Origin of the sequence: Bacillus sp. RIT 809 (assembly GCF_016892495.1) — a bacterium.
Lineage (GTDB): Bacteria > Bacillota > Bacilli > Bacillales > Bacillaceae_G > Bacillus_A > Bacillus_A cereus_U.
Genome location: NZ_JAFEMR010000007.1, coordinates 118,843 through 144,344 on the forward strand (window position 1 = coordinate 118,843; position 25,502 = coordinate 144,344).

Consider the following 25,502-nt stretch of genomic DNA (forward strand, 5'->3'; position numbering starts at 1 on the left):
TTAGTTTACTCGGGCTTATGTTATTTCGCATGTATTTCTATTTTAGAATTTCTAAAGTATCTTTTTTTCAATAAACCTTTTGTCACTAAAAGAACTGGGAACGCTATGCTTGAAAATATAGCTAATATTAAAAATACTAAAAAGCCATTTTGATACCCATAATAATCGAGAAGTATCCCACCAAACCATGGCCCGATTACTCCACCAATTCCTGAAAAACCCATAGCTCCAAAATATGTCCCTTTCAAATGTGAAACAGCTATCTCATCAATAAATACATCTGTCATTGAAAACATTAATACTTCTCCGAATGTAAAAATAATTGTACATATAGCAGCCCCTAACATAGATTCTACTAGTCCAAATCCAAACAATCCCCCGCTCACAAATAACGTTCCAACCATAATAGACGCTAACGGCGTATACTTTTTACACATTTGAATAACAGGGTATTGAATAACTACTACTGTAATTGCATTTAAAGTTAGCATATATGAGAACAGTTTTACTCCATCTTGAAATATATGTGCGTTTGCAAAATATTGAGATAGTGTCGTCGTTAAATGTGAAAAACCACTATTACTCAAAATAATCCCGACTAAAGCCACTAAAAATACTATGTCTTTTCGCAAAATCCGAACCGCATTTAACATTGTGACCGGGTTTTTTGTAGTTACTTTCTTTTTATCAAGTGGATATTTCTTAAATTGAAGCGCTAATATAACTGTATATAAAATGTACACTCCAGCGGCTACTAAAAAAGGAATTGTTGATTTTGCACTTCCGAGCTGCAATCCCACAATTGGACCAACAGCTACCCCGACATTTACTGCACCATACCGCAAGTTATAAGCAAGTAAACGATACTCTGGTTTTGTTAAATCTGATAATAAAGCTCTTGATGTCGGTTCAAAAAAAGACCGACATAACCCATTCAAAGCGTTTAATAGAAAGAAACTAAAAACATGATCTGCAACTGAAAACCCTATAAATACAAAAACCCAAACAATCATGGACCACATCATAATCGTTTTCCGGCCAAATCGATCCGATAAATTCCCCCCAATAAAACTAGCAAAAACTCCAACAAGCGCACTCGTTCCAATGATAGCACCGGTCATTCCAGCCGATACGTCTTTAACAGTCGTTAAATAAATCGCTAAAAAAGGAATGCTCATTGAAGTTGCAAACCTAGCAAATAATGTCCCTATAATGATACTCATTCCAAGTGGATGAATATGCTGTAACTTCCCCTTCATCTTTAAACCCACTCTCTCTTTTCTTACATAAAAAAAGAAAGCAAAGGACCTGCTTTCTTCTTCCTTTTTCTATACTTGAAATGTTTATACCCGAGCTGTTCTCGTTATCTCCATATCAATTCCATATGTAAACTGTAATTCTTTACAAACATCTTTAATCAAAATAGCTACATTATACTTTTCATTAAATTCTAAAACAATGCTTTCTACTTCTTCATATGTATACTTATATTCGCCAGTGATTACACTTTTTAAATCAAAGCATTCATTAACACAAAGCTGGACGAGTAATTGATCATACTTCTCCATTACATCTTCTTTTTTCCAAAGTAACTCCTTTACATATAACCGATCAAATTTCACACTTTCTCGATTACATTCCGTTAAAATCCGGGTCATCTCATTTAATTCTCGATATAATTCGGAAATATTTCTGCTTAAACTAAGCAGCTTATCTACGCCGTTTTCATATAGCATTTTCATTCCACCCCCGCATTTTCTTTTTCTTATTATAGCAAGAAAATTCTAAAAATAGTTTCTTTCTTCTGAAATATTAGGAAACTTATTTCAATTGCTTTACAATGAAACTAGTGAATGAGAAAGGAGAAAGAGAATTGGAGAAAAAATTATATTACAACGATGCTTATCAGCAAACCTTTACAACTAAAGTTATAAAACAAGAGCATGATACAGAAGGAAACTTATATGTTGTTTTAAATGAAACTGCATTTTATCCAACAGGCGGCGGACAACCACACGACACTGGAACTTTAAATGGTATTCAGGTAAGTAACGTTGAAGAAGTAAATGGAGAAATTCGTCATTTCATAATAGAACAATTACATACAGAAGAAGTAGAGGGTAAAATAGATTGGGAGCGCCGTTTTGATCATATGCAGCAACATACAGCTCAGCACATTTTATCTGCTGCTTTTTGGGACCATTTTGACATACCAACAATTGGGTTCCATCTCGGAAAAGAAACGGTAACAATTGATTTAGAAACGGCAAACCTGCCTACAGAAACGATTGAGAAGGCCGCACAAATTGCTAATCAAATTGTTTTTGAAAACCACCCTATTCGTATTGAATGGATGAACTTAGAAGAGGCCAAAGCATTACCCCTTCGCAAAGAACCAACTATGACAGAAAATATACGGGTTGTTATCATCGAAAACTATGACTACAACGGTTGTGGTGGAACGCATCCAAAACATACTGGTGAAGTAGGTCCTATTCAAGTACTAGGATGGGAGCGCAATAAAGGTGGTATACGCTTAACATTTATCGCTGGTTGGCGCACACTTAAACTAATGGGACAACAGCAACAAATTATGAAAGATGTTTCTAAACAATTAAACAGTAGCGAAACTGATATTCCAGCAAAAGTAGCACAGATTCTTACTTCTCAAAAAGAAAACGAAAAAGCAGTACAAGCAATGAATGAAAAATTATTATTTGCAGAAGCGAATGAATTATTGCAACAGCCAGAAGAAATACACGCTGGAACACTTATTTCTAAAGTATTTATAAATCGTTCCATGCAAGAAATCGCAAAACTTTCTGCTATTATTACAGAACAACAAGAGCATGCAATTACGTATTTCGTCATTGAAAATGATGACAAACTACAATGTATTCTTGCTTGTGGTAAAGCAGTGACACTCGATATGAATGCTCTTTTAAAAGATGCCCTTCCTACAATTGAAGGAAAAGGTGGCGGAAATAAAAAGAGTGCTCGCGGCGGTGGGAAAGCGATTATGAGTGGAGATGAGTTTTTAAGTCAGCTTGTTTCTTCTTTACAGTCGGCTGTGTAGATTATTTTATGAGGAAGATGTCATCTAGTGAAGCTTTTTGACTAGGTGGCACCTCTTTTTGTTTTACTAGCAATACCTTTTCGTCTTCAATTAAAATTCCAGTAACCCGAACTTACATTACATTCGTCATAATCTCTCCCCTTTTTCTATTAAATTTACAAATAAATCCTTCCATAAAAAGAACGTACGTTTTATAATTAAAGAAAATTATGGAAGAAAGAAGTTGTTATATGCATGCGCCCACCTTTAACAAAAACTATATCTCTTGAAGATTTCCAAAACTATTATTGGTTAAAAACAGAACTGCAAACATTTTGTCGTGAGCATGATTTACCAGCTAGTGGCTCTAAGATCGAAATAAGCGGGCGTATCTCACATTATTTAACTACGGGTAAAGTATTAAAAAACCGTTCTCATCAAAAAGTGAGTAAAACTTCCCTCTCTTATAAAGATCTTTCTCTTCAAACAATTATTACTGAAAATCACCGCTGTAGTGAAGATGTGCGTGCTTTTTTCAAAGAAAAAATTGGAGCAAACTTCCGCTTTACAGTAGCCCTTCAAAAGTTTTTTAAAGAGAATATCGGAAAAACATATGAAGACGCGATAACGTTTTGGCATGAAGAAAACAAACGTAAAAAAGACCCCACATATAAAACAACTATCGGTACACAATTTGAATATAATCGTTTTACTCGCGACTTTTTCGAAGATCCAAATAATAAAGGAAAATCAAAAAGTGATGCTATCGCTGCTTGGAACGAAATAAAAGCAAAGCCTGGTAGCAATGTTTATGTTCCTCAAAAAGTAGAAAACTAGTAGCACTACTATCAAGACCTAAATCTAAAAAACTTTAAAAGATAATTAAATATTGAATAAGAATTAGTTGTTATTCAAGTATGTAATCACCGATATTAAGCATTTATCTCTTATTTTGAATTTACATTTGCATAAATAGGCAATTGAGAAATAGATCTCAATTGCCTATTCAATTATTTAACTATCTCTTTTTCTTTCGGGAATAAAACTAGACAGGAAAATGGCAACAATTAATGCCAGACTGAAGTTTTCAGTAGTATCAACCTCTAAACCATTTTTCCATTGATATATAAAGGATATCAATAATAAAAGTATAGCAATTCCACCCGTATATCTTACTACTTTTCGCTTAGTTCCCGCTTCGTTTCTTTTCATATGTATCCCTCTTTCTTATTTATTAAGTAAAGTATGCTGCATTGTATCTTCAGTGCCATCAATTTTTTTGTTCATCTCATTTGAATTTGCTTAAATACTGTCTTTTTCATCCATTGTAAGACGTTTAAAGACATCATTATTTTCTTGAAATTAAATGACAACTTAATTTGTTCTTCTAACTCTCCATGTATATGCAATTTCTTTTGTAAGCCTAACATGCATTCTGTAGTTTGCTTCTTTTAATCTTTGGTACATAAATCCTTTTGAATGCTGGATACTTTCGTTTCGGTTTATCATATATCCGATAGCTAATGGCCCTTTTGGTTCACCTATTCCCGCCTTCAAGTCTTGAATATTTATATCTTTTAAACGAACAAAATAATCATTATCAAAATCAATTGAATAAGCACCTCCTTGCTGTTTGAATTTCTGTACTTAAAATATACATGTTCATTTTTGTTAATAACAATTAGTAAAATTCCATTAAAATTTTAGCGAATTATCAATTGTTTTAAACTTGATATTTTACTTATTTTGAAATATAGGAAAGTTTTACTCCCCTAACTAGATATTTGACGAAAGTAATGTACTTGAATGGAAGCGTTATAAACATAGTAGTTTTACTGGCGTTAATTTCCTATTAGATCAATACATAAGAAAGCCCACTTAAGCATAGCTTAAGTGGGGAGTTGACTGGATATTTTCAAGTACTTTGCTGACATTTTATAAGCACGATTATCATAAAAATAGTTTCCTAGTTCAGTAGCGAGTTCACGAACTAAAGGGTATTGCTTTTTTTCTAGGCCCATTTCAATAGCCTTTTGCATATTTTTCTCATATCCATGATTATCGCCCCTTAATTTGGATATTTTCCCCTTCAGTCCATATATTTCAACATATGCGTGTGGCATATCAGAAATTGATAACATTTCTAATGCATCATCCATCAGTTTATTAACAATTTTCCAGTCTTTAGATTCTATATAAATTTCTATTAAGTTTCTTACTGCGTATATTTTTTGAGCTTGATCTGGATAGAGATTGCTAGTCTGTAAACTTTTTTCATAGTATTTAATAGAATTGGTGTAATCTTTTAATCCTTGATATATTTTCCCATAATTATATGCAATCAAAGGTAAATACATGGGATTAGCGCTAACCTCTGCTTTAATTTCTGCTTGTTTTAAAGATTCAAGAGCTTTCTCGGGTAGATTATCTTTTTGATATTGTAGTGCAATGATTATAAGAATGTTTATTACTTGATTTTCTACATTCAATTTTTCATACAATCTGTAGGCTTTTTTAGCATACAAACGACTAATCGTTTGATCTTTATAAAGACTTTGATTTGTTAGACTTAGATTATAATATATATCAGCGTGTAGCCTAGTTTCATCTAGACCAAGTAAACTCTCTGTCTGCATATAAATTTCATTTGCAGTCATATAGTCTTGTTTATTAGAAAAATAATAACCTCGAGCCATTAAATAATATATAAAGTCTTGAGTATATAGGGAGGCTACTTGATTTGGAATTACTTGCGAAGCCTCATTTACAATCGTTGCTACATGTAATAAGTTATTATTTCGAGAATGGTAGTATATTAAAACACCATAGGCCTTTAATAATAAGAGAATAGAGTCTGTATCGCGAACATACAACTCTAAAGATGATAAGTCTTTAGAGCTTATAATATTATCATTTTTATACCTATTACATATTTCAAGAATCTTAGCTTCAATATCCTCATAATCTACACCTACAAGAAAGTTGTAATCAATATCTAGATTTTTAGCGATTTTTTTTAAAACAGAATTTGAAGGTTTAATTTGTCCATTTTCAATTCTACTTAAATAAGTTATAGAACATACCCCTGATACGACTTCCCCTTGCGTGAATTCTTTATGTATACGTATTTGTCGAATCCGTTCACCAATGTTCATATTCTCATTCCTTTCTTCAAATAAACTGGTTTGATTATTTTAGAGCAATATAATAAGAATAACGCCTATATTACCTATCATAATATGTGTATAGTTTTATGTTCAGAGAGAGAAATGTTATTAATACTTATCTGGATGCATATGAAATTTGTATGCTCAATTTACTAATATCAGCTTTTCCACCTTCCATCCATATTACTACATTATACCAATTATCTGAGGCTCAAGCTTACAGATTTAACCTCAGGCAACTCAAAAATATAGAATAATGGTTGTTTGTTTTTTGGTTACTAAGAGAGGATATTAACTCATATATTGAACTAATTATCCCCTATTAATCATAGTACAGTTAATACCTCGCTAGTCTTCTACTTTCTCAAATAATAGCGCAAGCCCTATTCCGCCCCCAATTCCTAACGTCGCAATTCCGTATTTCATATGCTCCCTTTGTGCCTGATAAAACAAACGTGTTACAAGCATAGATCCAGACGCACCGTACGGATGACCTAGTGTTATTGCACCACCATTTACATTTAACTTTTCATACGGAATTTGTAACTCCTTTGCACAAGCCACAATTTTTGAAGCAAATGCTTCATTTATTTCAAAACAATCAATGTCCTCTACTTTTAAATTCATTTCACTTAATAATTTATTCACTGCAAATATCGGACCAGTCCCTGGAAGATTCGGATCCACTCCAACTACAGCACTACGAACGAAACGAAGAACAGGCTTATATCCTAATTCCCGAGCTTGTTGTTCTTCCATTATAAGAACAGCACATGCCCCGTCATTTACACCACACGAATTCCCTGCTGTTACCGTTCCATTTTGTAAAAATACAGGTTTCGTTCTCTTAATCATTCTTTCATAATTCATTTTTTGCTTTACTGCTTCATCTAATAATCCATTAAAATAATGAGGTAATATCTCTTCTTGTATATATCCTTTTTCTAATGCTTGCAGCGTTCTTTTATAGCTAAGACAAGCATATTCATCTTGCATCTCTTTTGTTATGTTATACTGCTCTGCAACATACTCAGCGGCTAATCCCATATCTGGATCCCCAATTGTTTCAGGCGAAAACCGCGCTCTATTTTGAAAAGGTGACGTACTTGTACTCTCTACTCCCCCAGCGATATAGCAATTACCTGCCCCGCCCCCGATAAAATGACACGCAGTACGAATTGCTTCTAAGCCAGCGCCGCATTGCCGATCAATCGTTACACCAGGAATATGATAACCGAGCCCTGCTTCTAAAGCAGATAATCTTGCAACGTTACCTCCTGGTCCAACGACATTTCCTAATATGACATCATCTATTTCTCTCTCAATTCCTTTACTTAGAAACGTAAGAAGCGGCGCTACTAATTGCTGAACTTCATAATCTTTTAACATCCCATTCTTCTTACCGATGGGTGTTCTTTTCGCCTCCACAATAACCGCTCTATTCATATATCTTCTCCTGGTTTTCAATCATATCTTTTGCTGCAACACGAGCAATCTTCCCACTATTTGTATAAGGTATTTCATCAACAAAATGCCATTTTTTCGGTATTTTAAAAGAGGATAATCGTTGTAAGCAAAAACTCTTTAATTGTTGCTTCGTAGCACTTCCTTTTACGATAGCGACAGGCTTTTCACCCCAATAATTATCTTTCACACCAACTACAACAATTTCTTCAACAGCTGGATGCGTATATAACAAACTTTCTATCTCTTCTGGGTAAATATTGATTCCTCCAAATAAAATCATGTTCTTCTCTCTACCAACAATATATATAAAGCCTTCTTCATCTTGGTAACCCACATCCTGCACTGTCATCCAACCATCCTTGGACAATTGCGGGATTATAGCTCCATCCGATACATAGCCCATAAAAAACTGATCACTTTTTACATAAACAGTTCCTACCTCGCCTACCTGTACTTCTTCTCCTACTTCATTACATACTCGAACTTGTACATTATGACAGGGTTTCCCTACTGAATTCGGCTTTCTTTCACTCTCTTTATCGACCAATGCCGTTACAAAGCTTAGCTCCGATGCACCATAAAATTCATATCTTTTTGCATAAGGAAACATATTCTTCATCTTTTCTTTCGCTTCAGCTTCCCATTTCGCTCCTGACGAAATAATTTTCATTTCACTTTCAATTACTTTATTTTCTTTATACAAAGACTCAAGCATTGTAGGAACTGTATACATTACAGAAATATTCTCTATCTTTATACCAGATAGTACTTGAACTGGTACAAACTTTCTCATTATGTGTACCGTTTGCCCTAAAAATAATGCACTTATTGCTCCATATAAGAATAAAGAATGAACAAGCGTCCCAGCTATTAAAATAGAATCTGTATTTTTCATATGAAAATCATATACATTACAATCAAAACTATGTACCCATGACTGTTGGGCACGTAAAAACGCTTTTGCTTTTCCAGTCGATCCTGATGTAAATCCCATATAAAAAGGAACGTTTTGTACATTTTCTACAGGATGATATGTAGGAAGATAGTTCTCAATCATTTCTTTCCATTCTGCAATCTCAATAATCCTTCCTTCTTCGCAGGATATATCACTAAGCCTATACTGCTCCGCCACAATAATCTCCGGTTTACTAATCGCTAGTCTGTCTTTAAGTTCATCTCGTTTCCATTTTATATCTAGCGGCACACAAACCCATCCAGCCATTGCAGCACCAGCAAATAGTTGTAAAAACTCCATGCGATTTTCTAATACAATTGCTACTGTTTTATTCTTCGATTCTTTTTCATTCAACCAGTTTGCTACTTTACAAACTGACTCGAACCAATCTTTATATGTTAACACTCTATCATTTTCTTTAAGCGCTATTTTATTCGGTTGTAAAGAGGCATACTTTTTGTATTCTTTTGTAATCCCCATATGTGACGTCCTTTCTTTACAAAATAATAAAAAGAAACACGCACGTAACGTGTTTCTCCTTTTTCTTACCCTGCATTTGTAATTTTTTTATTCTTCAAAGCAGGCGTAATAATATGTTTCAATGAGCGATGTAATCTTGTCACAAGAATCGCTGCTATAGTCGCTTTTATGCAATCACCTGGTAAAAATACGACACTTACTTTCATCGTTTCCCATACGGAAATATCCATTACGAAAGCTTGGACAATGATACCAAATACATAAACTACGAAAATACCACCAATTATATTAATGCATAATACTTTTATAATAGAAACTTCACGTAAACGCTCAATTAAATAACCAATTACAAATGCTCCTGCAATATAACCAAGTAAATACCCTGCACTTGGCCCAACAAATACGCCAGGCCCCCCGCGTCCACCTGCAAGTAGTGGTGCTCCAACTCCTACAATAAGTAAGAAAATAAGCTGACTTAGTGCACCTAGACGTGATCCTAGCAATCCACCAGCAAGCATGACTCCAAGCGATTGCAATGTAATAGGAACAGGTGTAATAGAAAGAGCAATCGGAGGAATTAACCCTAACACTCCCATAATCGAACTAAATAAAGCGACGAAAACTAAGTTTTTTGTATTCATGTTTGCTTCTCCTATTTGTAAACTTAAATTAGATTTCAGATAACATATTATAGGAATTATATTATCTTTCTATCCACCCTTTGTCAACCTTATTTCTACATAAGTTTACAAATATAAATTCAATCACTTTTCTTTATGCAAATGCTCAAGTTCTTTCCTAAGCGCCTGTTTTAAAAACTTCCCAACAGATGTTTTCGGAATTTCCTCCATAAATACAATATCGTCTGGTAACCACCACTTCGCAAACTGTGGTTTTAAAAATTCATATAGTTCCTCTTTTGTAACAGTGCTATTTTTCTTTTGTACAACGCAGGCAACTGGACGCTCTTGCCACTGCGGGTGTGGAATTGCAACGACAGCCGCTTCAAATATAGCGTCATGTGCCATTAGAGCATTTTCAAGGTCAACTGAGGAAATCCATTCTCCACCGCTTTTAATAACATCCTTCGTACGATCAACAATTTTGACGCAACCTTCCTCATCGACTGTAACGACATCGCCAGTATATAACCATCCATCACGGAACCCTTCCACCGTACGCTCATCGTTATAATAGCTTGCAGCGATCCAAGGTGCTCGTAAACATAGTTCTCCCATCTCCGTACCATCCCACTTCACTTCACCATTTGTACCGACTACTTTCATCTCTACACCAGGGACAAGATATCCTTGCTTCGATCTTATCTCAAGTTGTTCTTCATACGCCAAATCTGTTTCATAGCTTTTTAGACGTGCAAGCGTTACGAGTGGACTCGTTTCAGTCATGCCATATGCATGTACGAAAGGAACATTATATTTTTGCTCAAACGCTTTAATAACGCTTTTCGGTGCAGCTGCGCCTCCGCATAGTAATCTCGTTATACTAGATAAATCATAACTATTATTTTCTAACTCTTGTAAAACACCGAGCCAAATTGTCGGCACACCCGCAGCTATCGTTACTTTTTCAGTTTGAATCATTTCTAATAAAATTTTCGGAGTAAACATCGGTCCCGGAAGAACTTGTTTTGACCCAAACCAAGTAGCTGCAAAAGGAAGTCCCCAAGCGTTCACATGAAACATTGGCACAATAGCCATTGCTGCATCACTTTCCGATAAAGCTGTCGTATCCGCTAACCCGAGTGCCATACAGTGCAACACTGTACTACGATGTGTATAAACAACACCTTTTGGATTCCCTGTAGTCGCTGACGTATAACACATACCAGCAGGTGTATTTTCATCAATATCTTTAACAAATTGGAAATTTGGGTCGCCTTCTTCTAAAAGTTTCTCATAATGATATACAGGCTGAAGTGTAGTTTTTGGGAGCTCCTCTTTATCAGTCATAATAATATATGCTTGTACAGTCGATAATTCAGACTGGATATTCTCAATGAGTGGTACAAGATCTTCATCAATAAGTAAAATACGATCTTCTGCATGTTGAATAATGTATGAAATATGTTGAGGAGATAAACGAATATTAATTGTGTGTAATACGGAAGCAATACCTGGAATAGCAAAATATGCTTCTACATGTCGATGATGATTCCACGCTAACGTTCCTATGCGCTCGCCTTCTTTAATTCCAAGCTTTTTTAACGCACTGGAAAGTCTTCTTGTCCTTTCCCCTAGCTGCTTATACGTTAATGTCGTAACTGTATCATGTGTCCGTGAAATGATTTCTTTCTTTGGGAATAGTTTTTCTGCCCTTTCCATCATAGAACTAATTGTTAGAGGTACATTCATCATCATATTGTTTACATCCTCCCTTTAAAGCGTTTTCATTTCGTTCATTATAACAGACTTCTACAAATAATTACGACATTTTTCTGTATTTTCTGAATTATTTCTTTGGAAATAATTCTAATAAATAAAAACCATGTTTTGAATACATACGATACAAAACATGGTTCTCTCCTATTTAAAAACTATCTACCTTTTTTCTTACTTTCTTTTTTAATTTAAAAATGAAACGATTGCTATATTCTTTATTTTCCACTAAAATTCTGTACGTTTCTAGCACTCCTAAAACACTAACAAAAAGATAGAAACCGATCGCAATAAGTACTACACAGTAAGGATAGTACTGCACTAATTCTCCTGAAGTGATATGCTTTTTCTCAAATAAAAAAGGTATCGCTCCTGCTGCTATGAAACAAAGTCCAACAATTACTACTGCAGCATACTTCTTTTTAATAGTCGCATATCTTTTTGTCAATTCTTTTAAAAAGTTTGGATCAAATAGTAATTCTTCTTTTTTTAATACATTGTATCGACTCTCTTCTATAGTTACAGGTACCATCATTGCTCCAATTCCAAGGACAGCAATGATAATGACAAGGAATGTAGACATTGTTGCATTTTCTTTAAATAATAAATACGGTATTGTAGATAAAATAAGCAAGCTAAACCCTAATGCGATATATTTAGAAATTTTTTGCCCATACACTATATACCCTTCCGCCATTTCCTTACTTACATAATAACCATTTTCCTTTTCATTACTTTGCTCAGCAGTTTCTTTTAATAAGTAATCAAGAGATACTTCAAATACATTTCCAATCATTATTAGTTTTTCGGTTTCAGGAAAACCTTGACCATTTTCCCATTTACTAACCGCTTGTCTTGTTGTGTTTAATTTCTCAGCTAACGCTTCTTGAGAAAGGCCTTTTTCCTTTCTTAATTTAAAAAGCTTCTCACCAAATTCCATATGTGTGTCCCCCTTTGTTTTCTTAACTAAATTGTAGGTAAACATTGCTCTCATCTCTATCTTCCTGCGGTTGCACTTTGTCAACTTACGGTTGCGATTATGTTATATAGCGGTTTTGTATACGATTTAGCTGTTTTTTCTATGATTATTACGTTAATAAAATAACACCTCTCAATAACCAATTATAACAATTAAAGGTGATTATTGTTAAAAAAAACAAAAAACTCCTTTATTCATTTAAAGGAGTTTTCGTTATGAACCATTCTAAGATGACTACTTTTTCTTCTATATATTTTTCCGTTTATGTAATGAATGATGAGCATCTCATACAGTATATGTTTTTATCTCTTTTTTTAAGGCGTACTCATATATATGTAAAATGTCACTTGTATTAACTTAATGTAAGATGTTTCCTATACGACGTTTTATATTACCACTTCTCAATAATCATAACGGCTTCTGCTTAAACTTTTCATAATTCCGTACCTTTAATAAAAGGATATTCCCGCAATCCGTACAAACATAAGCATCTACTGGAGATGATGTAAACATCGTTTCCTTTTTCCGTATTTGTGCATATCCGACAAACTCACCTTCTCCTATGTTTTGAGAACCACAATTAGAGCATGTCTGCACGTCTTTCTGTTTCATGAGAGCACCACCTTTAATCTGTTTTCACTCCCTTCGACAGTTCACTTCCATTTCCCTTCCAAAAAACTTCTTATTCTCTTACATTTCAACAGGAATCTCAGAACAAAAATCGTATATGTACTAGGAACTATATTAATTGATGGAGGAATCTTATGAGTACGATTATGACATACAATGCAGCGCAAGAAATTGAAAACGCAGAAATATATATGCTTTCTTCTAGATTAGAGGCACTACAAGCAATAAGCGGAAATCCAATGCAAGTACAAATGAAAAAGTTCGGGAGTGCCACTGCCTTTTCATCAAAAATAATTGCTGGTCCTGCTTTTAATACGGTAAAAGGCATTACATATACAAATACAGATGCGATAGATGAAATCATCTCTTATTATGAATCGCTACAAATCCCTTGTCGTTTTGAAATTACACCAGCGCAAGGTACAGATGAACTATTTCAATACTTATCTAAAAAAGGTTTTTATCAATCTAGCTTCCATACCGCTTTATATAGTATACCGAGAGAAGATCCATCCCTTATTCCTTCTAACATTTCAGTACGCCAACTAAAAGAAAATGAATTTGATATTTTTGCAGACATATATGTACGCGGATTTAATATGCCCTCCTTTACAAAGGATGGTGTACGTCAAAATAACGAAATTCTTTACAATAAACCAGGATGGCATTTTTTCATAGCCGAAGTTCAAAACACTCCTGCTAGTATAGGGGTACTTTATATAAATAAAGGTGTTGCTTCATTAGCTGCTTCTGCTACTTTGCCAGAATTTCAACGTAAAGGTTGTCATACCGTATTAATTCAAAAACGAATTGCGACCGCTGTTGCATCCAATTGCAATTTAATAGTTGGACAAGCAAGATTCGGTAGCGGCAGTCAAAATAATATGGAACGTGCCCATATGAAAATTGCTTATACAAAATCAATATGGACTGCGAAAGACATATAATTAACTTTCTTTTTCTTTCCATTACGAATGTATACATTTTATGACAATTACCTTTCTATCCTGTTACTCATTTGAATATTCAAACTAAATTTGTTACGCTATTACTATATACATCATTCAACTTGCAATATGAAAAGAGAATTCTACTCAAACTACAAGGAGGAGAAATGTATGACTAAACATGATCATGGTTTAAAAGAAAAAGTAGAAGGTGCTATTGATAAGGTAAAGGGTGAAGTAAAGGAAGTTGTCGGGAAAGTAACTGACAATAAAAAATTACAAGCCGAGGGAAAATGGGATAAGGTGAAAGGCACTGCTAAAGATACTGTCGGTAATATAAAAGAAAAAGTACATGAATATAAAGAACATAAAGAAAACAAATAAAAAAAGAGCCATCTGGCTCTTTTTATTTACCCTCATTCTTCTCTAACACATACAAATCTTCTTCAATATTCGTTAATTTCTCACTTACAAGTTTTCTTGCATCTCCAATTGCTTGATTGTATGCAAATGGTCCTACTAATTTAATCATTTCCTCTATTAAACGTTCTGCTTGGAAACGTCCAATCTCATCTAAATCTTCTTCAACGAAAAACTGCTGAATTTGTGCTACAAGCTCTTCTTTTTTATCAGTCGGTATTTTTATGTTCATCATCATTAGTTACCCCTCTATATTTAAGATAATACTTTTCTTAACTCTACCATAGAAAAGCGATTTCCTGGACAAGTTTTTGTAACCCCTTCTAACTCCCTATGGCCGAGTATATTTCCTTTCTCTATGGCAAACTGCTTCATAAACATTTTACATAAAGAATATAATGAATTCATTTGCGGGGTAGTTGGATCATATTTATCAAAATTTCCCGTCATACATATTCCAATTGTATCACTATTATTATCTTTCGCATGTGCTCCAATATGTAAACCTCTCCCTTCGACTACAGTTCCATCTTCTTCAATAAAATAATTGTAACCAATCCCGCTCCATCCTCTTACCTTTTGATGAAATTCGTGAGTTTTATACACATCCCATCCATCTTCTGACGTATGGTGGATGATCAGTTTATTTACTTTTTCTAAAGGAACTAACTCATTTTGAAATGTTAAATTTACACATTTAATTTCCATATGAACATCCTCCTCTTACAAATCGATCATAATAACTGTTTTATCATCTGGTCTTATTCTATTTTCTCCTTCTAACCTTTCAATGATTGCTACATATTCTTTTATACTATTCTTTCTTATATATATCACAATTTGTTCTAACGACCACTCTGGATGGAACAATCCGTCCGAACAAATAAAGATTCCACTTACTTCAGCTACATGTAATTCACCATATTGTAAATAATCCATAGCTTCTTTCATCCCATTTGCAACTGAGTAGCCATTTGGCATATTTGCAAGATATCGATTGTATTTTAACTGCTCCCGAACATCTTGAAAAACGTGTTCTTCAGGTACAGGTAATCCCTTTTCTCTATCTTCCTCTCTCTTCTTTTTTGCACGTTTACTAATTCCTTGAACCGTATCTTTCGTTAATACTCTCATCGCTCCATTTTGAAGTATTGCAACGACCATACAATCACCTAACTGTGCATATTCAAGTTTTTCGCCTTCTATTTGAACTGCTGCAATACATGTACACCACAGATGGTCTTTTTTTCTCGTATCAACCTTGTACTCTAGCATCTTGTTTTGCAATAATTCATTCGCCTTTGCAACTTCACCTTGTAAACTATTAATCTCCCGTAACGAAGTAAAATGACTTGCAAATAAATGCGAAGCGATGTATGCTCCATTATGTCCTTCTTCATCACAAAACGGGACAAGTGGCGTTGCGCCATCACATACACCGTACATCATGTTATGTTCATTACAAAAAAATGAATCCTCACATTCTTGTTTTAAAGGACTTTTCTGTTGATACGTCGTTATCTTCATATCTGTATCCCCTTTCAAATCATCAAATACTCAAACTGTTTAGATTAATCTAATTTTCCAAAATAAACTGTTTTCACCTAAAACTTTCAATTTCATATATAATCTTGAAATAATATGATTATTTAGTGAAGGACGGGAAAAAGATGGTCAGATTTCTTGGTGTTATTTTTGGTTCTATTATTATTGCGATTGCCTTTAATCTTTTCCTTATCCCCCATAAAATTTTAAGTAGTGGAATTGGCGGAATTGCTATTATTTTAGGGATTGCAACCCCTGTAAACACAGGCATTATTAACTTTGTATTGAACTTACCTATCCTTATTTTAGGATACATAGGTCTTGGAAAAAAAGTAATTTTTAACACAGTTGTCTCTGTAATTGTATTATCTGTTGCACTATACTATGTTCCTGTAAAAGTCGTAGCAACAGACCCACTTTTATCTTCTGTATTTGGCGGTGTCATCGCCGGCGCTGGTATTGGCCTTGTCTTTAACTGCCATGGTTCAACTGGTGGATTTGATATTATCGGTATGTTGTTATCTCGTAAACGAGATATTAAACTTGGTGGATTCCTTATTGGATTAAATACAGTTGTTGTTGTCATTGCAGGATTTTTCTTCACTTGGGATGTTGCCCTTACAAGCTTACTTTCAATTTATGTAACTGGTAAAGTAATTGATGCCGTTCATACAAAACATCGTAAAGTTACACTTATGATTGTAACAAATCAAGCGGAAGAAATGAAAAAAAAGCTTCTTTCAACTGTAGTACGCGGAATTACGTTACTTGATGGTGAAGGTGCTTATTCAAACGAGAAAAAACGTGTACTTATGACAGTCGTTTCTCGTGAAGAATTAGCAAGTATGAAACTAACGATTTCCGAAATTGATCCTCATGCATTCGTTAATATTACAGAAACTGTTGAAGTGTTAGGATTGTTTAGAAAAGCATAAAAAACTAGGTGGACCTTCACCTAGTTTTTATTTTGCATAAATTCAATTCGATTTCCAAACGGATCTGATACGTAAAATCTAATCACGTCTGGTCGTGCATTATCATCTATTACTTCAACACCTTGCTTTATTAACTCTTGTTTAAATTCATCAATTTTCAAAACATAAAAAGCTGGATGCGCTTTTTTAGCTGGATTAAAGTTTTGCTCGACTCCAATATGAATCTCTTGATTTCCACACTTAAACCAACATCCGCCACGCTTCTTTAATTCCTCCGGCTTTGGAATTTCCTCCATTCCAATTTTATTACCATAAAATTCTCGCGCTTCTTCTTCACATCCTACGGGCGCAGCTACTTGTACATGATCAATTCCTTGAATATAATTTTTCATATTACTTCCCCCTCTTCTATTCTAATCGTATAACGAAAATACATTCATGTAACTTACAAAAAATTAATAAAACAATATAAGATTCTCTTATTACTACCTTTTATACCTTCCACTAAAAATAAAAAAGAAAATTCACTATGTAATTTCCATTTTTTATAGAAATACACATCACACCTATATTATAGTTATTAATAGATCCATCTTTTTTAGATGCCAGTTGTACGGAGGAAATATTATGAGTCGTAAAAAATATTCATCTACTCAAAAAAAGCGTCAACCAAACGTATCTGGACGCCTGCGAAACCATATACAAAATCGTTCTTTAGCAGAAATGTATGCATCTCTTTTTGAACATAACCCTGATAGTATTATTTCATTGAATTTAGCAGGAGTTATTTTACATATTAACCCCTCTGCTGAAAGAATATTAGGTTATACTTCTAACGAATTGGAGCGAAAAACAATCACTTCTATTTTAGAAGCACATATTTCTGATCAAGTGCTACAATACATCAAAAATACTGCGGCTGATAATCAAAAAGAGTATATCGTCTCTATTTATCATAAAGACGGATATTTACTAGATGTCGTAACAAAATTAGTTCCTATTTTTGTTAAAAATCGTTTAACAGGTGTATACGCCATTATGAAACCCCTTGAAAAATCAGAAAGAATTGAGAAAGTATTACAAGAGAGTGAGAAACGATTACGCACATTAATGAATTCGATGCCTGCGTTTGTTATTTTTAAGGATCATGAAGGACGCTGGCTTGAGGCGAATGACTATGCGCTTTCTTGTTTCAATTTCCATAACGTACCTTATCATGGAAAAAGAGATAATGAACTCATTCAATATAACGAAGCGTACCGCGAATCTTTTTTGCATTGTGAAGAAGTCGATGAACTAACATGGCAAAAAGGACAAATTCTTCACGGAGAGGAATTTATTATACATAGAGATGATTTCGACCTAGTTTTAAGTATTTCAAAAGTCCCACTCTTCCACCCTGATGGCTCACGCAAAGGTCTTATAGTAATGGGAAGAGACGTTACCGAACTAAAAGAAACTGAAAAGTTATTACGAAAATCCGAAAAGCTTGCAGTAGTAGGACAACTGACAGCTGGAATTGCACATGAAATTAGAAACCCACTCACTTCATTAAAAGGATTTTTAACATTATTACATCCAGAAATAAATGAGGAAAATAAATGGTATGTGGACGTTATGCTGAGTGAGATTTCACAAATGGAATCTATAACAAGCCAATTTATGGCGATGTCTAAACCACAAGTGTTATCTATTCATACATGCAACGTACAAACATTAATTGAAGAAGTTGTAACTTTTATTTTACCAACAGCAATTATGCACAGCGTTCATATCATCATGGACCATTTCGATTATATTTCTGACATTCAATGTGACAGTAATCAATTAAAACAAGTTTTTATTAACATATTAAAAAATGCGATCGAGGCGATGCCTGATGGTGGTAACATATTCATTCAAACAACTTCGTTAGAAAATGATTTTGTTTCAATACGCATTATCGATGAAGGTTGTGGGATTCCTGAAGAGCGCATGGCTCGTCTTGGCGAACCTTTTTATAGCTTGAAAGAAAAAGGAACTGGCCTTGGCTTAATGATGTGCTATAAAATCATTCAAGAGCATCACGGGAAATTATTCATTTCAAGTGAATTAAACATAGGAACAACTGTCGATATCCAATTACCAGTTGCTACAGCTCAGCCTGTAACAAACTCTTAACTATGCTACATGAATATAGTAAAAGATATCTGTTATAAGTAGTTCAGTTATTGTGGAAAACATCTACACTAATACGCTAAAAAGCTCAAAGTCCCTATATGACTCTGAGCTTTTTAGCGTATAAAACGCATTTCATTACATCCATTCTCTTCCATGTTCACGAATAAATTTAATATCCTTTTCGTAATGTTCAAGGTGTCCTTCATCTATCATCTTTTGGAAGTTCATATCGCCTTCTTTTGCTTTTCTTTTCATGTATTTACATAATCCTTCTAATCGTAGAAGTACCATCTCCAAATAATCCTCGTCCATCCCCTCACCTTTATAGGACTCAAAAAACAATTTAATCCTTTGCTTTATACGTCCCGCATGCTGTAATGAATTATAATAAACTGCCTTACCTGTTTCCGTATAATAAACTCTACTTAATGGGACACAAGTGTAAAGAGTATAGGCTATGTCCCAAAGTCTTGGTCCAGGACCAGCAACATCAAAATCAATAATACCTACTGGTTTTTCGTTATTAAAAATAATGTTATATATTGCAAAATCATTGTGGCATACAACCTCTATTTTATTCGGAGTATTATCCATTAGTTTCCAATCATCTGATAAAGGAAAATCACTCACGGCATCATGATAAAGACGGAGCATCTTCGCTATTTCTTTTAAAACATCATTAGACCACATGTACTCTTTTAAAGGATAATTACCAGCTTTCCCTTCAATAAATGATAATATTTCTCTATCTTTATCATCAATACCTAAAAACTTTGGTGCATAACTAAAACCTTTATTTTCTAAATGATTTAATAGCTTATGAATTTTGGTACTGCCTTGCTTTAATTCTCGTCGAACTGTATCTTCTGAACGATATACGTTTGAGACATTGCCTCCCGTTAGCATTTCTTCATTTTCGTAGTTTGCCATCTAATAGTTTCCCCCATTATTAGAATAATCGACACTCCTGCTCATTAACAATACAGGAACCCCTTTACTTTTATTTTAACATAACTTTCCTATTCTCTTTTAACTCCTTAAATTGCAACAAAAAAATCGAGTATAAAATCTTTATGATTTTACACTCGATTTAGTCTACTATTTATGCATGTGAAAACATTTTTTCATACCATTCTGTTGCCTTCTCTACTTCATTCATCGTTAATTGATGTCCTCTATTTTCCCAATGCATTGTTACATTAGCATTTGCATTTTCTAATAGCATCTTCAATTCCTCTGACTCAGAAGGTGAACAAATTGGATCATTTGTTCCAGCAGCAATAAACACTGCTTTCTCTACTAAATTAGGAAGTTCTATCCCTCTTCTTGGGACCATTGGATGATGAAGAATGGCACCTTTTAATGCATTTTCATAATGGAATAATAAACTCGCTGCAATATTTGCTCCATTTGAATACCCAACAACTACGATATTATCTCTATCAAATTCATATGTTTTTGCTGCTTCATTTAAAAATTCATTTAATTCCTTCGTACGGAAAACAAGATCCTCTTCATCAAAAATACCTTCTGCTAATCGGCGGAAGAAACGGGGCATCCCATTTTCTAATACATTTCCACGAACACTTAAGACAGAAGCTTCCCGATCAATTCTTTCTGCAAGCGGTAATAAATCTAATTCATTTCCTCCCGTACCATGAAGCAATAATAGTGTTGGTTTTGACTCATCTTTTCCTTTTTGAAAAACATGTTTCATCATTTTTCTCCCCTTTCAATTCCTTATATAATTAGTATAATTCTCTTACTTAAATTGGTAATAACCCTTGTTCAATCTGTTTTCTATGCTGATTATATCGCTCTGGTAATTTTAATTCCTCACCCATCGTCTTCTCCACGCCCTTTTTTATTTCATTACAAAAAACGTTTATTTGCTAAAATTCATTATTCATTTTGTCCATATGATAAAGTTCAATCCGCAATGCTATTTTATCTCAATTTTGAGATGCCTTTCAAAAAAACTAACACATTTCATCTCGCTCAGAAATTATCTCGAATTCGAGATAATTCACAAAAAAACTACAGTTCTTATGATTATATTTAAAATATTGATTTTATGTTTTTGACTATCCTTCAAAAATACCTTGAATTCGAGATTTATTATAGTCTAATTAGTTTTTATTGTCAATGCGTATATCGTTTCATTTTTTCATCAAAAACAATATTCTGACAACTCATCTCCATCAAATAATTTGTTTGAAAAAGAGCAACAGACAAGCGGGAACATTCATGTAATAAACTTCTACTTTTCCCATAACCAAAAAAGCCATACAAATGTATGACTTTGTACTCATATTTTTTGTTCAGCTACATATTTACTTCCCAATTACGGAAGGAAACAATTCCGAAAGTGGAACTACTCTCCCCATCTCATCTTTAAACACAATATGCTCTCTCGTTAAATGGCGCGGGCTCTTTACCCCCGCCGCTGCCGCTAATGAAAACAAACTATATCTCATGCTAATAATGTAGTTCATTACTCGCCATTTCTTCTCATATGGATCTAACGCTTTTTGGTAGTGTGGATTCGTAGTTGCAACACCCGATGGACATTGCCCTGAATTACATTGAAGCGCCATAATACAGCCACTTGCCATCATGAAGCCGCGTGCTGAATTTACGGCATCTGCACCGATAGCTAAAGCAATCGCTACTTTATCTGGTGTGATTAATTTCCCTGAGGCAAACACCTTTAATTTATCCCGAACACCGTAATGATTCGCCGTATCAATAAATGTAAGTAATGCCGGTATAAGCGGCAGCCCCATACTATCTGCCATCGATTTATATGTTGCACCTGATCCACCTTCTGAACCGTCGATTGTAATAAAATCTGGATAGATGTTTAATTCTTTCATTGCTTTTAATAAATCTTCCAAAGGCTTCTGTTGACCAATTACAATTTTCATGCCCACTGGTTTACCACCGTTTTCTTGCAAATCTTGAATAAAATATAAAGCCTCTGCCGCACTATTAATAAATGAAAATCGATTTGGCGAATTAATCGTTTCACCTTCTCGTACTTTCCGAACGGAAGCGATTTTCTCATTTACCTTCTGCCCTTCTAAATGACCACCACGTATTTTTGCTCCTTGCCCAAATTTCAATTCAAACGCTTTAATATTACTTTCTTTCGCCTTCTCCAAAAATTCCTTCATCGAAAAATTCCCGTCCTCGTCACGGTATCCGAATAATCCAGGACCAATTTGCGCAACGATATTCGCACCCGTATGTAAATGTTCTGGAATTACGCCCCCTTCCCCAGTATTAATCCACGAACCACCTGCCATTTTTGCACCAAACCCAGCTGATAAAATATAATTTTCTCCAATCGCACCGTAAGATGTAGCTGACGCTCCAAACATCCCATACAGTTTCCATGGATATTTACGATTTTCGCCGACTATAATTGCATCATCTTCTTCATACAACCAAAGGTTTGTTGTATCCGCTGTCAATTTTTCTCTTCTTGAAAATAACCCTTCTTTATGAATCATATACTTTTTCCCCTCACGTTCTTGCGTGAGATTCACACTTAATTCATCTGTTAATGTGGGGAATAATGTATTAGCAATATAATAGCCAGATTCCTCAAAATCCCGTTTTGATCCAAAACCAAGTATTTCAGAACGGTATTTTGCTAGAAACATAACACTTTGAAAATCATAGCGCGAAAAAGGCTTTCCGTCAGTATCATGATCAAACCAATATTGCCTAAATTCTGGACCTATTTTTTCGAGTAAATAGCGCATTCTACCTAAGTATGGATGCAGTTTTAATATAGAATGATGCGTCCGTTTTTTAATAAAAAATGTAATGATAAAAAAGACAATTAAAAGTAGCATCAAAAAGAGCAATATACTAATAATAACGAGTAGCGCTTCACTCATTCCGCTTCCCCCTATATATGAAATTCCATAATAAAAAGAGAACACTCGATGTGTTCTCTTTTTATCCTTATTCACACTAACGTAGCAAGATGCTCTTTCGCGTCATATTCAACTAAACTTTCAGCATTTTTAATTCGATGAACAAAATCTGGGTTAGCGATTAATGGTCTTCCGAACGCCGCTACATCAATTGTTCCTTCTTGCAATGCTTCTTCTGCCTCTTTCGGATTCAAATTACCCACCCCAACAATAGTACCATCCCAATATTTTCTTACTAATTGATGAAAATTCTTTCCGTCAGCAATAACTTGCGTATAATTCATCGTTGAAGGGTGAATCATCGCTAATCCAACTTCTTTAAACATATTTACAAACATTTCAATCGCAAGTTCTGGATTTTTCCACATATAAGCAGGATTATCACCTTTAAATGCAGAGAAGCGAAGAAGTGTTTTATTAGCTCCAACTGCCTCTATTACAGCCTCGGTTACTTCTTTCATAAATGTTAACCTTTGCTTTAAGTCCCCGCCATATTTATCTGTGCGCTTATTCGCAAACTCATAAGTAAATTGATCAATTAAATATCCGTGTGCACCGTGAATTTCTACTCCATCAAATCCAGCTTCGATTGCGTTCTTTGCAGCTTGTGCATATTGACCGATAACTTCTTTTATTTCTTCTATTGTCATTGCTTCTGGTGTATCAAACGGTTTACGAAAACGCGGAACATTACCCTCCGCAGCAATAGCAGACGGCGCTTGCGGCATTTGACCACCAATTATTTCGTGATGACTCATACGTCCAACATGCCATATTTGAGCAATAATCGTTCCGCCTTCTTTATGTACTGCCTCTGTAACAGGTTTCCAAGAATCAATTTGCGCTTGTGTATAAATACCTGGTACTCCCGGATTCCCTTTTGCTCTCGGGCTAATGACAATTCCTTCTGTAATAATTAATCCAATCCCATCCGCAGCACGTTTTTGGTAATACTCTACTACATCAGTACCAACTACCCCAGTCTCATTATTTGCAAAACATCTCGTCATCGGTGCCATCGCTATGCGATTACGAAGAGACCAAGATCCAATTTGAATCGGATCAAACACCTTTGTTGCATCAATGTTTTCAAAAGATCCCCAATTATTTATATTTGTTCCTGCATAAATATTTGCTGCTTTATTGTTTGAACTTGTCATTTTTCTTCCCCCTTATAAAAAATTACTATAATCGCATCATACTTACTTTTAAATAGTAACGTCAATTTATACGTCTTTAACATTAAAGATTCGAATATTAAACAAATAGAATAATAAAAACAAAAATTAAAGAGGTTTCCTAATTAGGAAACCTCTTTTAGTTGACCATATAAGGCTAACAATTCGTTTATCTCTTTTACATAAAGAAAATAAACAATTATTATCTCCTCACATATGAAAAATCCCGTAACAATAGAAATGAGAGTGGCTCAGTATTCTTCTAAAAATAAAAACTTATATACCTAAAACAATGAAAGCCCTACCTCTCTTTCATCCTTACGGCTCCTTGTCCGTGCCAGTGTGAATCAGGATTGCAAAAATCAAGTAACTATTTTATCGAAGTATTGAATTAAACTTCGAACATTCGTAAAAGAAATTAAAAAATAAAAATGGATTAAATTGTAGTCATAACAAACGAGGTTAATGCTTTAAAAGTGGTTTGAAAGAGTTGAATGTTTTTGAAATGATTGATGTTCTATAATTATATTCCCAAAAAATTCAAGATCTTTTTTGGGATGTAATACATTATCTACAATGAATCTTAACAAAAGCTTTTTATTTGATTTTCTGTGATACCTTCAATTAATCCCAGTTCACTAATCAAAAATTCATGTGCATTATCTAACATTTTCTTTTCGCTTGCATTAAGTGCTTTTTCTTTCTGCATACGTAATAAATCACGTACAACTTCAGCACCTTCTTGTATTTTACCCGTTTTTATTTTATCTGTATTCAATTTATACCTTTGTTTCCACGTCAGTAATCTGTCTGATTCTCCATGTTGAAAAATATCTATTATGTTTGTTAATGCCTTTATATCTGTGACTGGTCGTATATTTGAAGTCAATACTTTCCCAATAGGAATCATCACTTCCATATTACTAGCCGACATTTTTATAACATAATACTGTTGTTTTTCTCCTGTGATTTCCTTTTCTTCTATGGCTTTAATTATACCTGCTCCGTGCATTGGATAAACGATGTTATCGCCAATTTGAAACAAATAATCCACCTCCATATATGGTAACCTTCTCAATCTTAACACACATTTATTTTTTTAGCAAAATTTTTATAATATCACAAAAATATTTTCTATGTCAATTTATTTACGCATAAAAATTCAATCTGTACAGAAACACTAAAAAACCCGCATTTTGTTACATTTTCCACACACATATCTATTCTAATTTCACATTCTC

The 25,502-nt window shown here is 34.2% G+C and carries 25 protein-coding genes and 3 pseudogenes; 6 read left to right on the forward strand and 22 right to left on the reverse strand.

Annotated elements, in window-relative coordinates; translation table 11 throughout:
• Positions 1 to 20 precede the first annotated feature (20 nt).
• Together JTF23_RS10110 and JTF23_RS10115 are read right to left on the reverse strand one after the other, a co-directional pair.
• Positions 21 to 1,259: an MDR family MFS transporter gene (locus tag JTF23_RS10110; protein ID WP_204208665.1), complete on the reverse strand. Its 1,239-nt coding sequence runs from the start codon at positions 1,257 to 1,259 to the stop codon at positions 21 to 23.
• An 84-nt stretch (positions 1,260 to 1,343) separates the two neighbouring features.
• Positions 1,344 to 1,742 carry a hypothetical protein gene (locus JTF23_RS10115; RefSeq protein ID WP_088099413.1) on the reverse strand — a complete coding sequence of 133 codons (399 nt, stop codon included), beginning with the start codon at positions 1,740 to 1,742 and terminating at the stop codon, positions 1,344 to 1,346.
• A gap of 131 nt (positions 1,743 to 1,873) precedes the next feature.
• On the opposite strand from JTF23_RS10115, the gene JTF23_RS10120 reads away from it, so the two are divergent.
• Positions 1,874 to 3,076: an alanyl-tRNA editing protein gene (locus tag JTF23_RS10120; RefSeq protein WP_204208666.1), complete on the forward strand. Its 1,203-nt coding sequence runs from the start codon at positions 1,874 to 1,876 to the stop codon at positions 3,074 to 3,076.
• Between the two features lie 55 nt (positions 3,077 to 3,131).
• On the opposite strand, the pseudogene JTF23_RS27735 reads toward JTF23_RS10120, so the two are convergent.
• Positions 3,132 to 3,251: pseudogene (locus JTF23_RS27735) on the reverse strand (NUDIX hydrolase); the annotation flags it as partial.
• Between the two features lie 59 nt (positions 3,252 to 3,310).
• On the opposite strand from JTF23_RS27735, the gene JTF23_RS10130 reads away from it, so the two are divergent.
• On the forward strand, positions 3,311 to 3,892 hold the full coding sequence (locus JTF23_RS10130; protein WP_204208667.1) for a DUF6434 domain-containing protein: 582 nt from the start codon (positions 3,311 to 3,313) through the stop codon (positions 3,890 to 3,892).
• 177 nt (positions 3,893 to 4,069) lie between these two features.
• Here JTF23_RS10130 and JTF23_RS10135 read toward each other — a convergent pair whose 3' ends face one another.
• The 9 genes and pseudogenes from JTF23_RS10135 to JTF23_RS10170 form a co-directional block, all read right to left on the reverse strand.
• On the reverse strand, positions 4,070 to 4,267 hold the full coding sequence (locus JTF23_RS10135; RefSeq protein ID WP_204208668.1) for a hypothetical protein: 198 nt from the start codon (positions 4,265 to 4,267) through the stop codon (positions 4,070 to 4,072).
• A gap of 71 nt (positions 4,268 to 4,338) precedes the next feature.
• Positions 4,339 to 4,678 (reverse strand): annotated as a pseudogene (locus tag JTF23_RS27740) (hypothetical protein); the annotation flags it as partial.
• Between the two features lie 266 nt (positions 4,679 to 4,944).
• A complete protein-coding gene (locus JTF23_RS10140; protein ID WP_204208669.1) occupies positions 4,945 to 6,210 on the reverse strand; it encodes a helix-turn-helix domain-containing protein in 1,266 nt (421 codons plus the stop codon).
• Between the two features lie 360 nt (positions 6,211 to 6,570).
• A complete protein-coding gene (locus JTF23_RS10145; RefSeq protein WP_204208670.1) occupies positions 6,571 to 7,668 on the reverse strand; it encodes an acetyl-CoA C-acyltransferase in 1,098 nt (365 codons plus the stop codon).
• Positions 7,661 to 9,124 carry an acyl-CoA synthetase gene (locus tag JTF23_RS10150; protein WP_204208671.1) on the reverse strand — a complete coding sequence of 488 codons (1,464 nt, stop codon included), beginning with the start codon at positions 9,122 to 9,124 and terminating at the stop codon, positions 7,661 to 7,663. Before JTF23_RS10150 ends, JTF23_RS10145 begins: the two co-directional genes overlap by 8 nt.
• A gap of 65 nt (positions 9,125 to 9,189) precedes the next feature.
• Entirely contained in the window at positions 9,190 to 9,765 is a 576-nt protein-coding gene (locus JTF23_RS10155) for a biotin transporter BioY (protein WP_204208672.1), read from the reverse strand.
• Positions 9,766 to 9,888: 123 nt separating this feature from the next.
• Positions 9,889 to 11,502 carry a long-chain fatty acid--CoA ligase gene (locus tag JTF23_RS10160; protein WP_002111153.1) on the reverse strand — a complete coding sequence of 538 codons (1,614 nt, stop codon included), beginning with the start codon at positions 11,500 to 11,502 and terminating at the stop codon, positions 9,889 to 9,891.
• Between the two features lie 169 nt (positions 11,503 to 11,671).
• Entirely contained in the window at positions 11,672 to 12,460 is a 789-nt protein-coding gene (locus JTF23_RS10165) for a helix-turn-helix domain-containing protein (RefSeq protein ID WP_286674634.1), read from the reverse strand.
• A gap of 447 nt (positions 12,461 to 12,907) precedes the next feature.
• Positions 12,908 to 13,111: a hypothetical protein gene (locus JTF23_RS10170; protein WP_078174182.1), complete on the reverse strand. Its 204-nt coding sequence runs from the start codon at positions 13,109 to 13,111 to the stop codon at positions 12,908 to 12,910.
• A 152-nt stretch (positions 13,112 to 13,263) separates the two neighbouring features.
• Here JTF23_RS10170 and JTF23_RS10175 point away from each other — a divergent pair, with 152 nt between their 5' ends.
• Positions 13,264 to 14,076, forward strand: coding sequence for a GNAT family N-acetyltransferase (locus JTF23_RS10175; RefSeq protein ID WP_204208673.1), 813 nt, complete (start codon positions 13,264 to 13,266; stop codon positions 14,074 to 14,076).
• A 171-nt stretch (positions 14,077 to 14,247) separates the two neighbouring features.
• Positions 14,248 to 14,460: a CsbD family protein gene (locus JTF23_RS10180; protein WP_088079103.1), complete on the forward strand. Its 213-nt coding sequence runs from the start codon at positions 14,248 to 14,250 to the stop codon at positions 14,458 to 14,460.
• Between the two features lie 22 nt (positions 14,461 to 14,482).
• Here JTF23_RS10180 and JTF23_RS10185 read toward each other — a convergent pair whose 3' ends face one another.
• From JTF23_RS10185 to JTF23_RS10195, 3 genes are read right to left on the reverse strand one after another with little or no spacing between them, the layout of a single operon-like run.
• Positions 14,483 to 14,734 carry a DUF2164 domain-containing protein gene (locus JTF23_RS10185; RefSeq protein WP_002087817.1) on the reverse strand — a complete coding sequence of 84 codons (252 nt, stop codon included), beginning with the start codon at positions 14,732 to 14,734 and terminating at the stop codon, positions 14,483 to 14,485.
• A 17-nt stretch (positions 14,735 to 14,751) separates the two neighbouring features.
• Positions 14,752 to 15,204 (reverse strand): peptidoglycan recognition protein family protein, encoded by a 453-nt coding sequence (locus tag JTF23_RS10190; protein WP_204208674.1) that lies wholly within the window; start codon positions 15,202 to 15,204, stop codon positions 14,752 to 14,754.
• A 15-nt stretch (positions 15,205 to 15,219) separates the two neighbouring features.
• Entirely contained in the window at positions 15,220 to 16,023 is an 804-nt protein-coding gene (locus tag JTF23_RS10195) for a protein phosphatase 2C domain-containing protein (RefSeq protein ID WP_033716691.1), read from the reverse strand.
• A gap of 143 nt (positions 16,024 to 16,166) precedes the next feature.
• Between JTF23_RS10195 and JTF23_RS10200 the strand changes: the two genes are divergently transcribed.
• Positions 16,167 to 16,976, forward strand: a complete 810-nt coding sequence (locus JTF23_RS10200; protein WP_002111166.1) for a YitT family protein — start codon at positions 16,167 to 16,169, stop codon at positions 16,974 to 16,976.
• A 20-nt stretch (positions 16,977 to 16,996) separates the two neighbouring features.
• Here JTF23_RS10200 and JTF23_RS10205 read toward each other — a convergent pair whose 3' ends face one another.
• Positions 16,997 to 17,368, reverse strand: coding sequence for a VOC family protein (locus JTF23_RS10205; RefSeq protein ID WP_002146289.1), 372 nt, complete (start codon positions 17,366 to 17,368; stop codon positions 16,997 to 16,999).
• A 235-nt stretch (positions 17,369 to 17,603) separates the two neighbouring features.
• On the opposite strand from JTF23_RS10205, the gene JTF23_RS10210 reads away from it, so the two are divergent.
• Positions 17,604 to 19,136, forward strand: a complete 1,533-nt coding sequence (locus JTF23_RS10210; RefSeq protein WP_204208675.1) for a BA3702 family sensor histidine kinase — start codon at positions 17,604 to 17,606, stop codon at positions 19,134 to 19,136.
• 135 nt (positions 19,137 to 19,271) lie between these two features.
• Here JTF23_RS10210 and JTF23_RS10215 read toward each other — a convergent pair whose 3' ends face one another.
• The 6 genes and pseudogenes from JTF23_RS10215 to JTF23_RS10240 form a co-directional block, all read right to left on the reverse strand.
• Positions 19,272 to 20,066: a phosphotransferase gene (locus JTF23_RS10215; RefSeq protein ID WP_204208676.1), complete on the reverse strand. Its 795-nt coding sequence runs from the start codon at positions 20,064 to 20,066 to the stop codon at positions 19,272 to 19,274.
• A gap of 172 nt (positions 20,067 to 20,238) precedes the next feature.
• On the reverse strand, positions 20,239 to 20,853 hold the full coding sequence (locus tag JTF23_RS10220) for an alpha/beta hydrolase (RefSeq protein WP_002199661.1): 615 nt from the start codon (positions 20,851 to 20,853) through the stop codon (positions 20,239 to 20,241).
• 49 nt (positions 20,854 to 20,902) lie between these two features.
• Positions 20,903 to 20,986: pseudogene (locus tag JTF23_RS10225) on the reverse strand (VOC family protein); the annotation flags it as partial.
• A gap of 483 nt (positions 20,987 to 21,469) precedes the next feature.
• A complete protein-coding gene (locus JTF23_RS10230) occupies positions 21,470 to 23,044 on the reverse strand; it encodes an FMN-binding glutamate synthase family protein (protein WP_002160895.1) in 1,575 nt (524 codons plus the stop codon).
• Between the two features lie 71 nt (positions 23,045 to 23,115).
• Complete coding sequence (locus JTF23_RS10235) at positions 23,116 to 24,243, reverse strand: alkene reductase (protein WP_204208677.1); 1,128 nt, start codon at positions 24,241 to 24,243, stop codon at positions 23,116 to 23,118.
• A 601-nt stretch (positions 24,244 to 24,844) separates the two neighbouring features.
• The gene (locus tag JTF23_RS10240) at positions 24,845 to 25,306 is read right to left on the reverse strand and encodes a CarD family transcriptional regulator (protein ID WP_176555913.1); all 462 of its coding nucleotides are present in this window, start codon (positions 25,304 to 25,306) and stop codon (positions 24,845 to 24,847) included.
• Between the last annotated feature and the right edge of the window lie 196 nt (positions 25,307 to 25,502).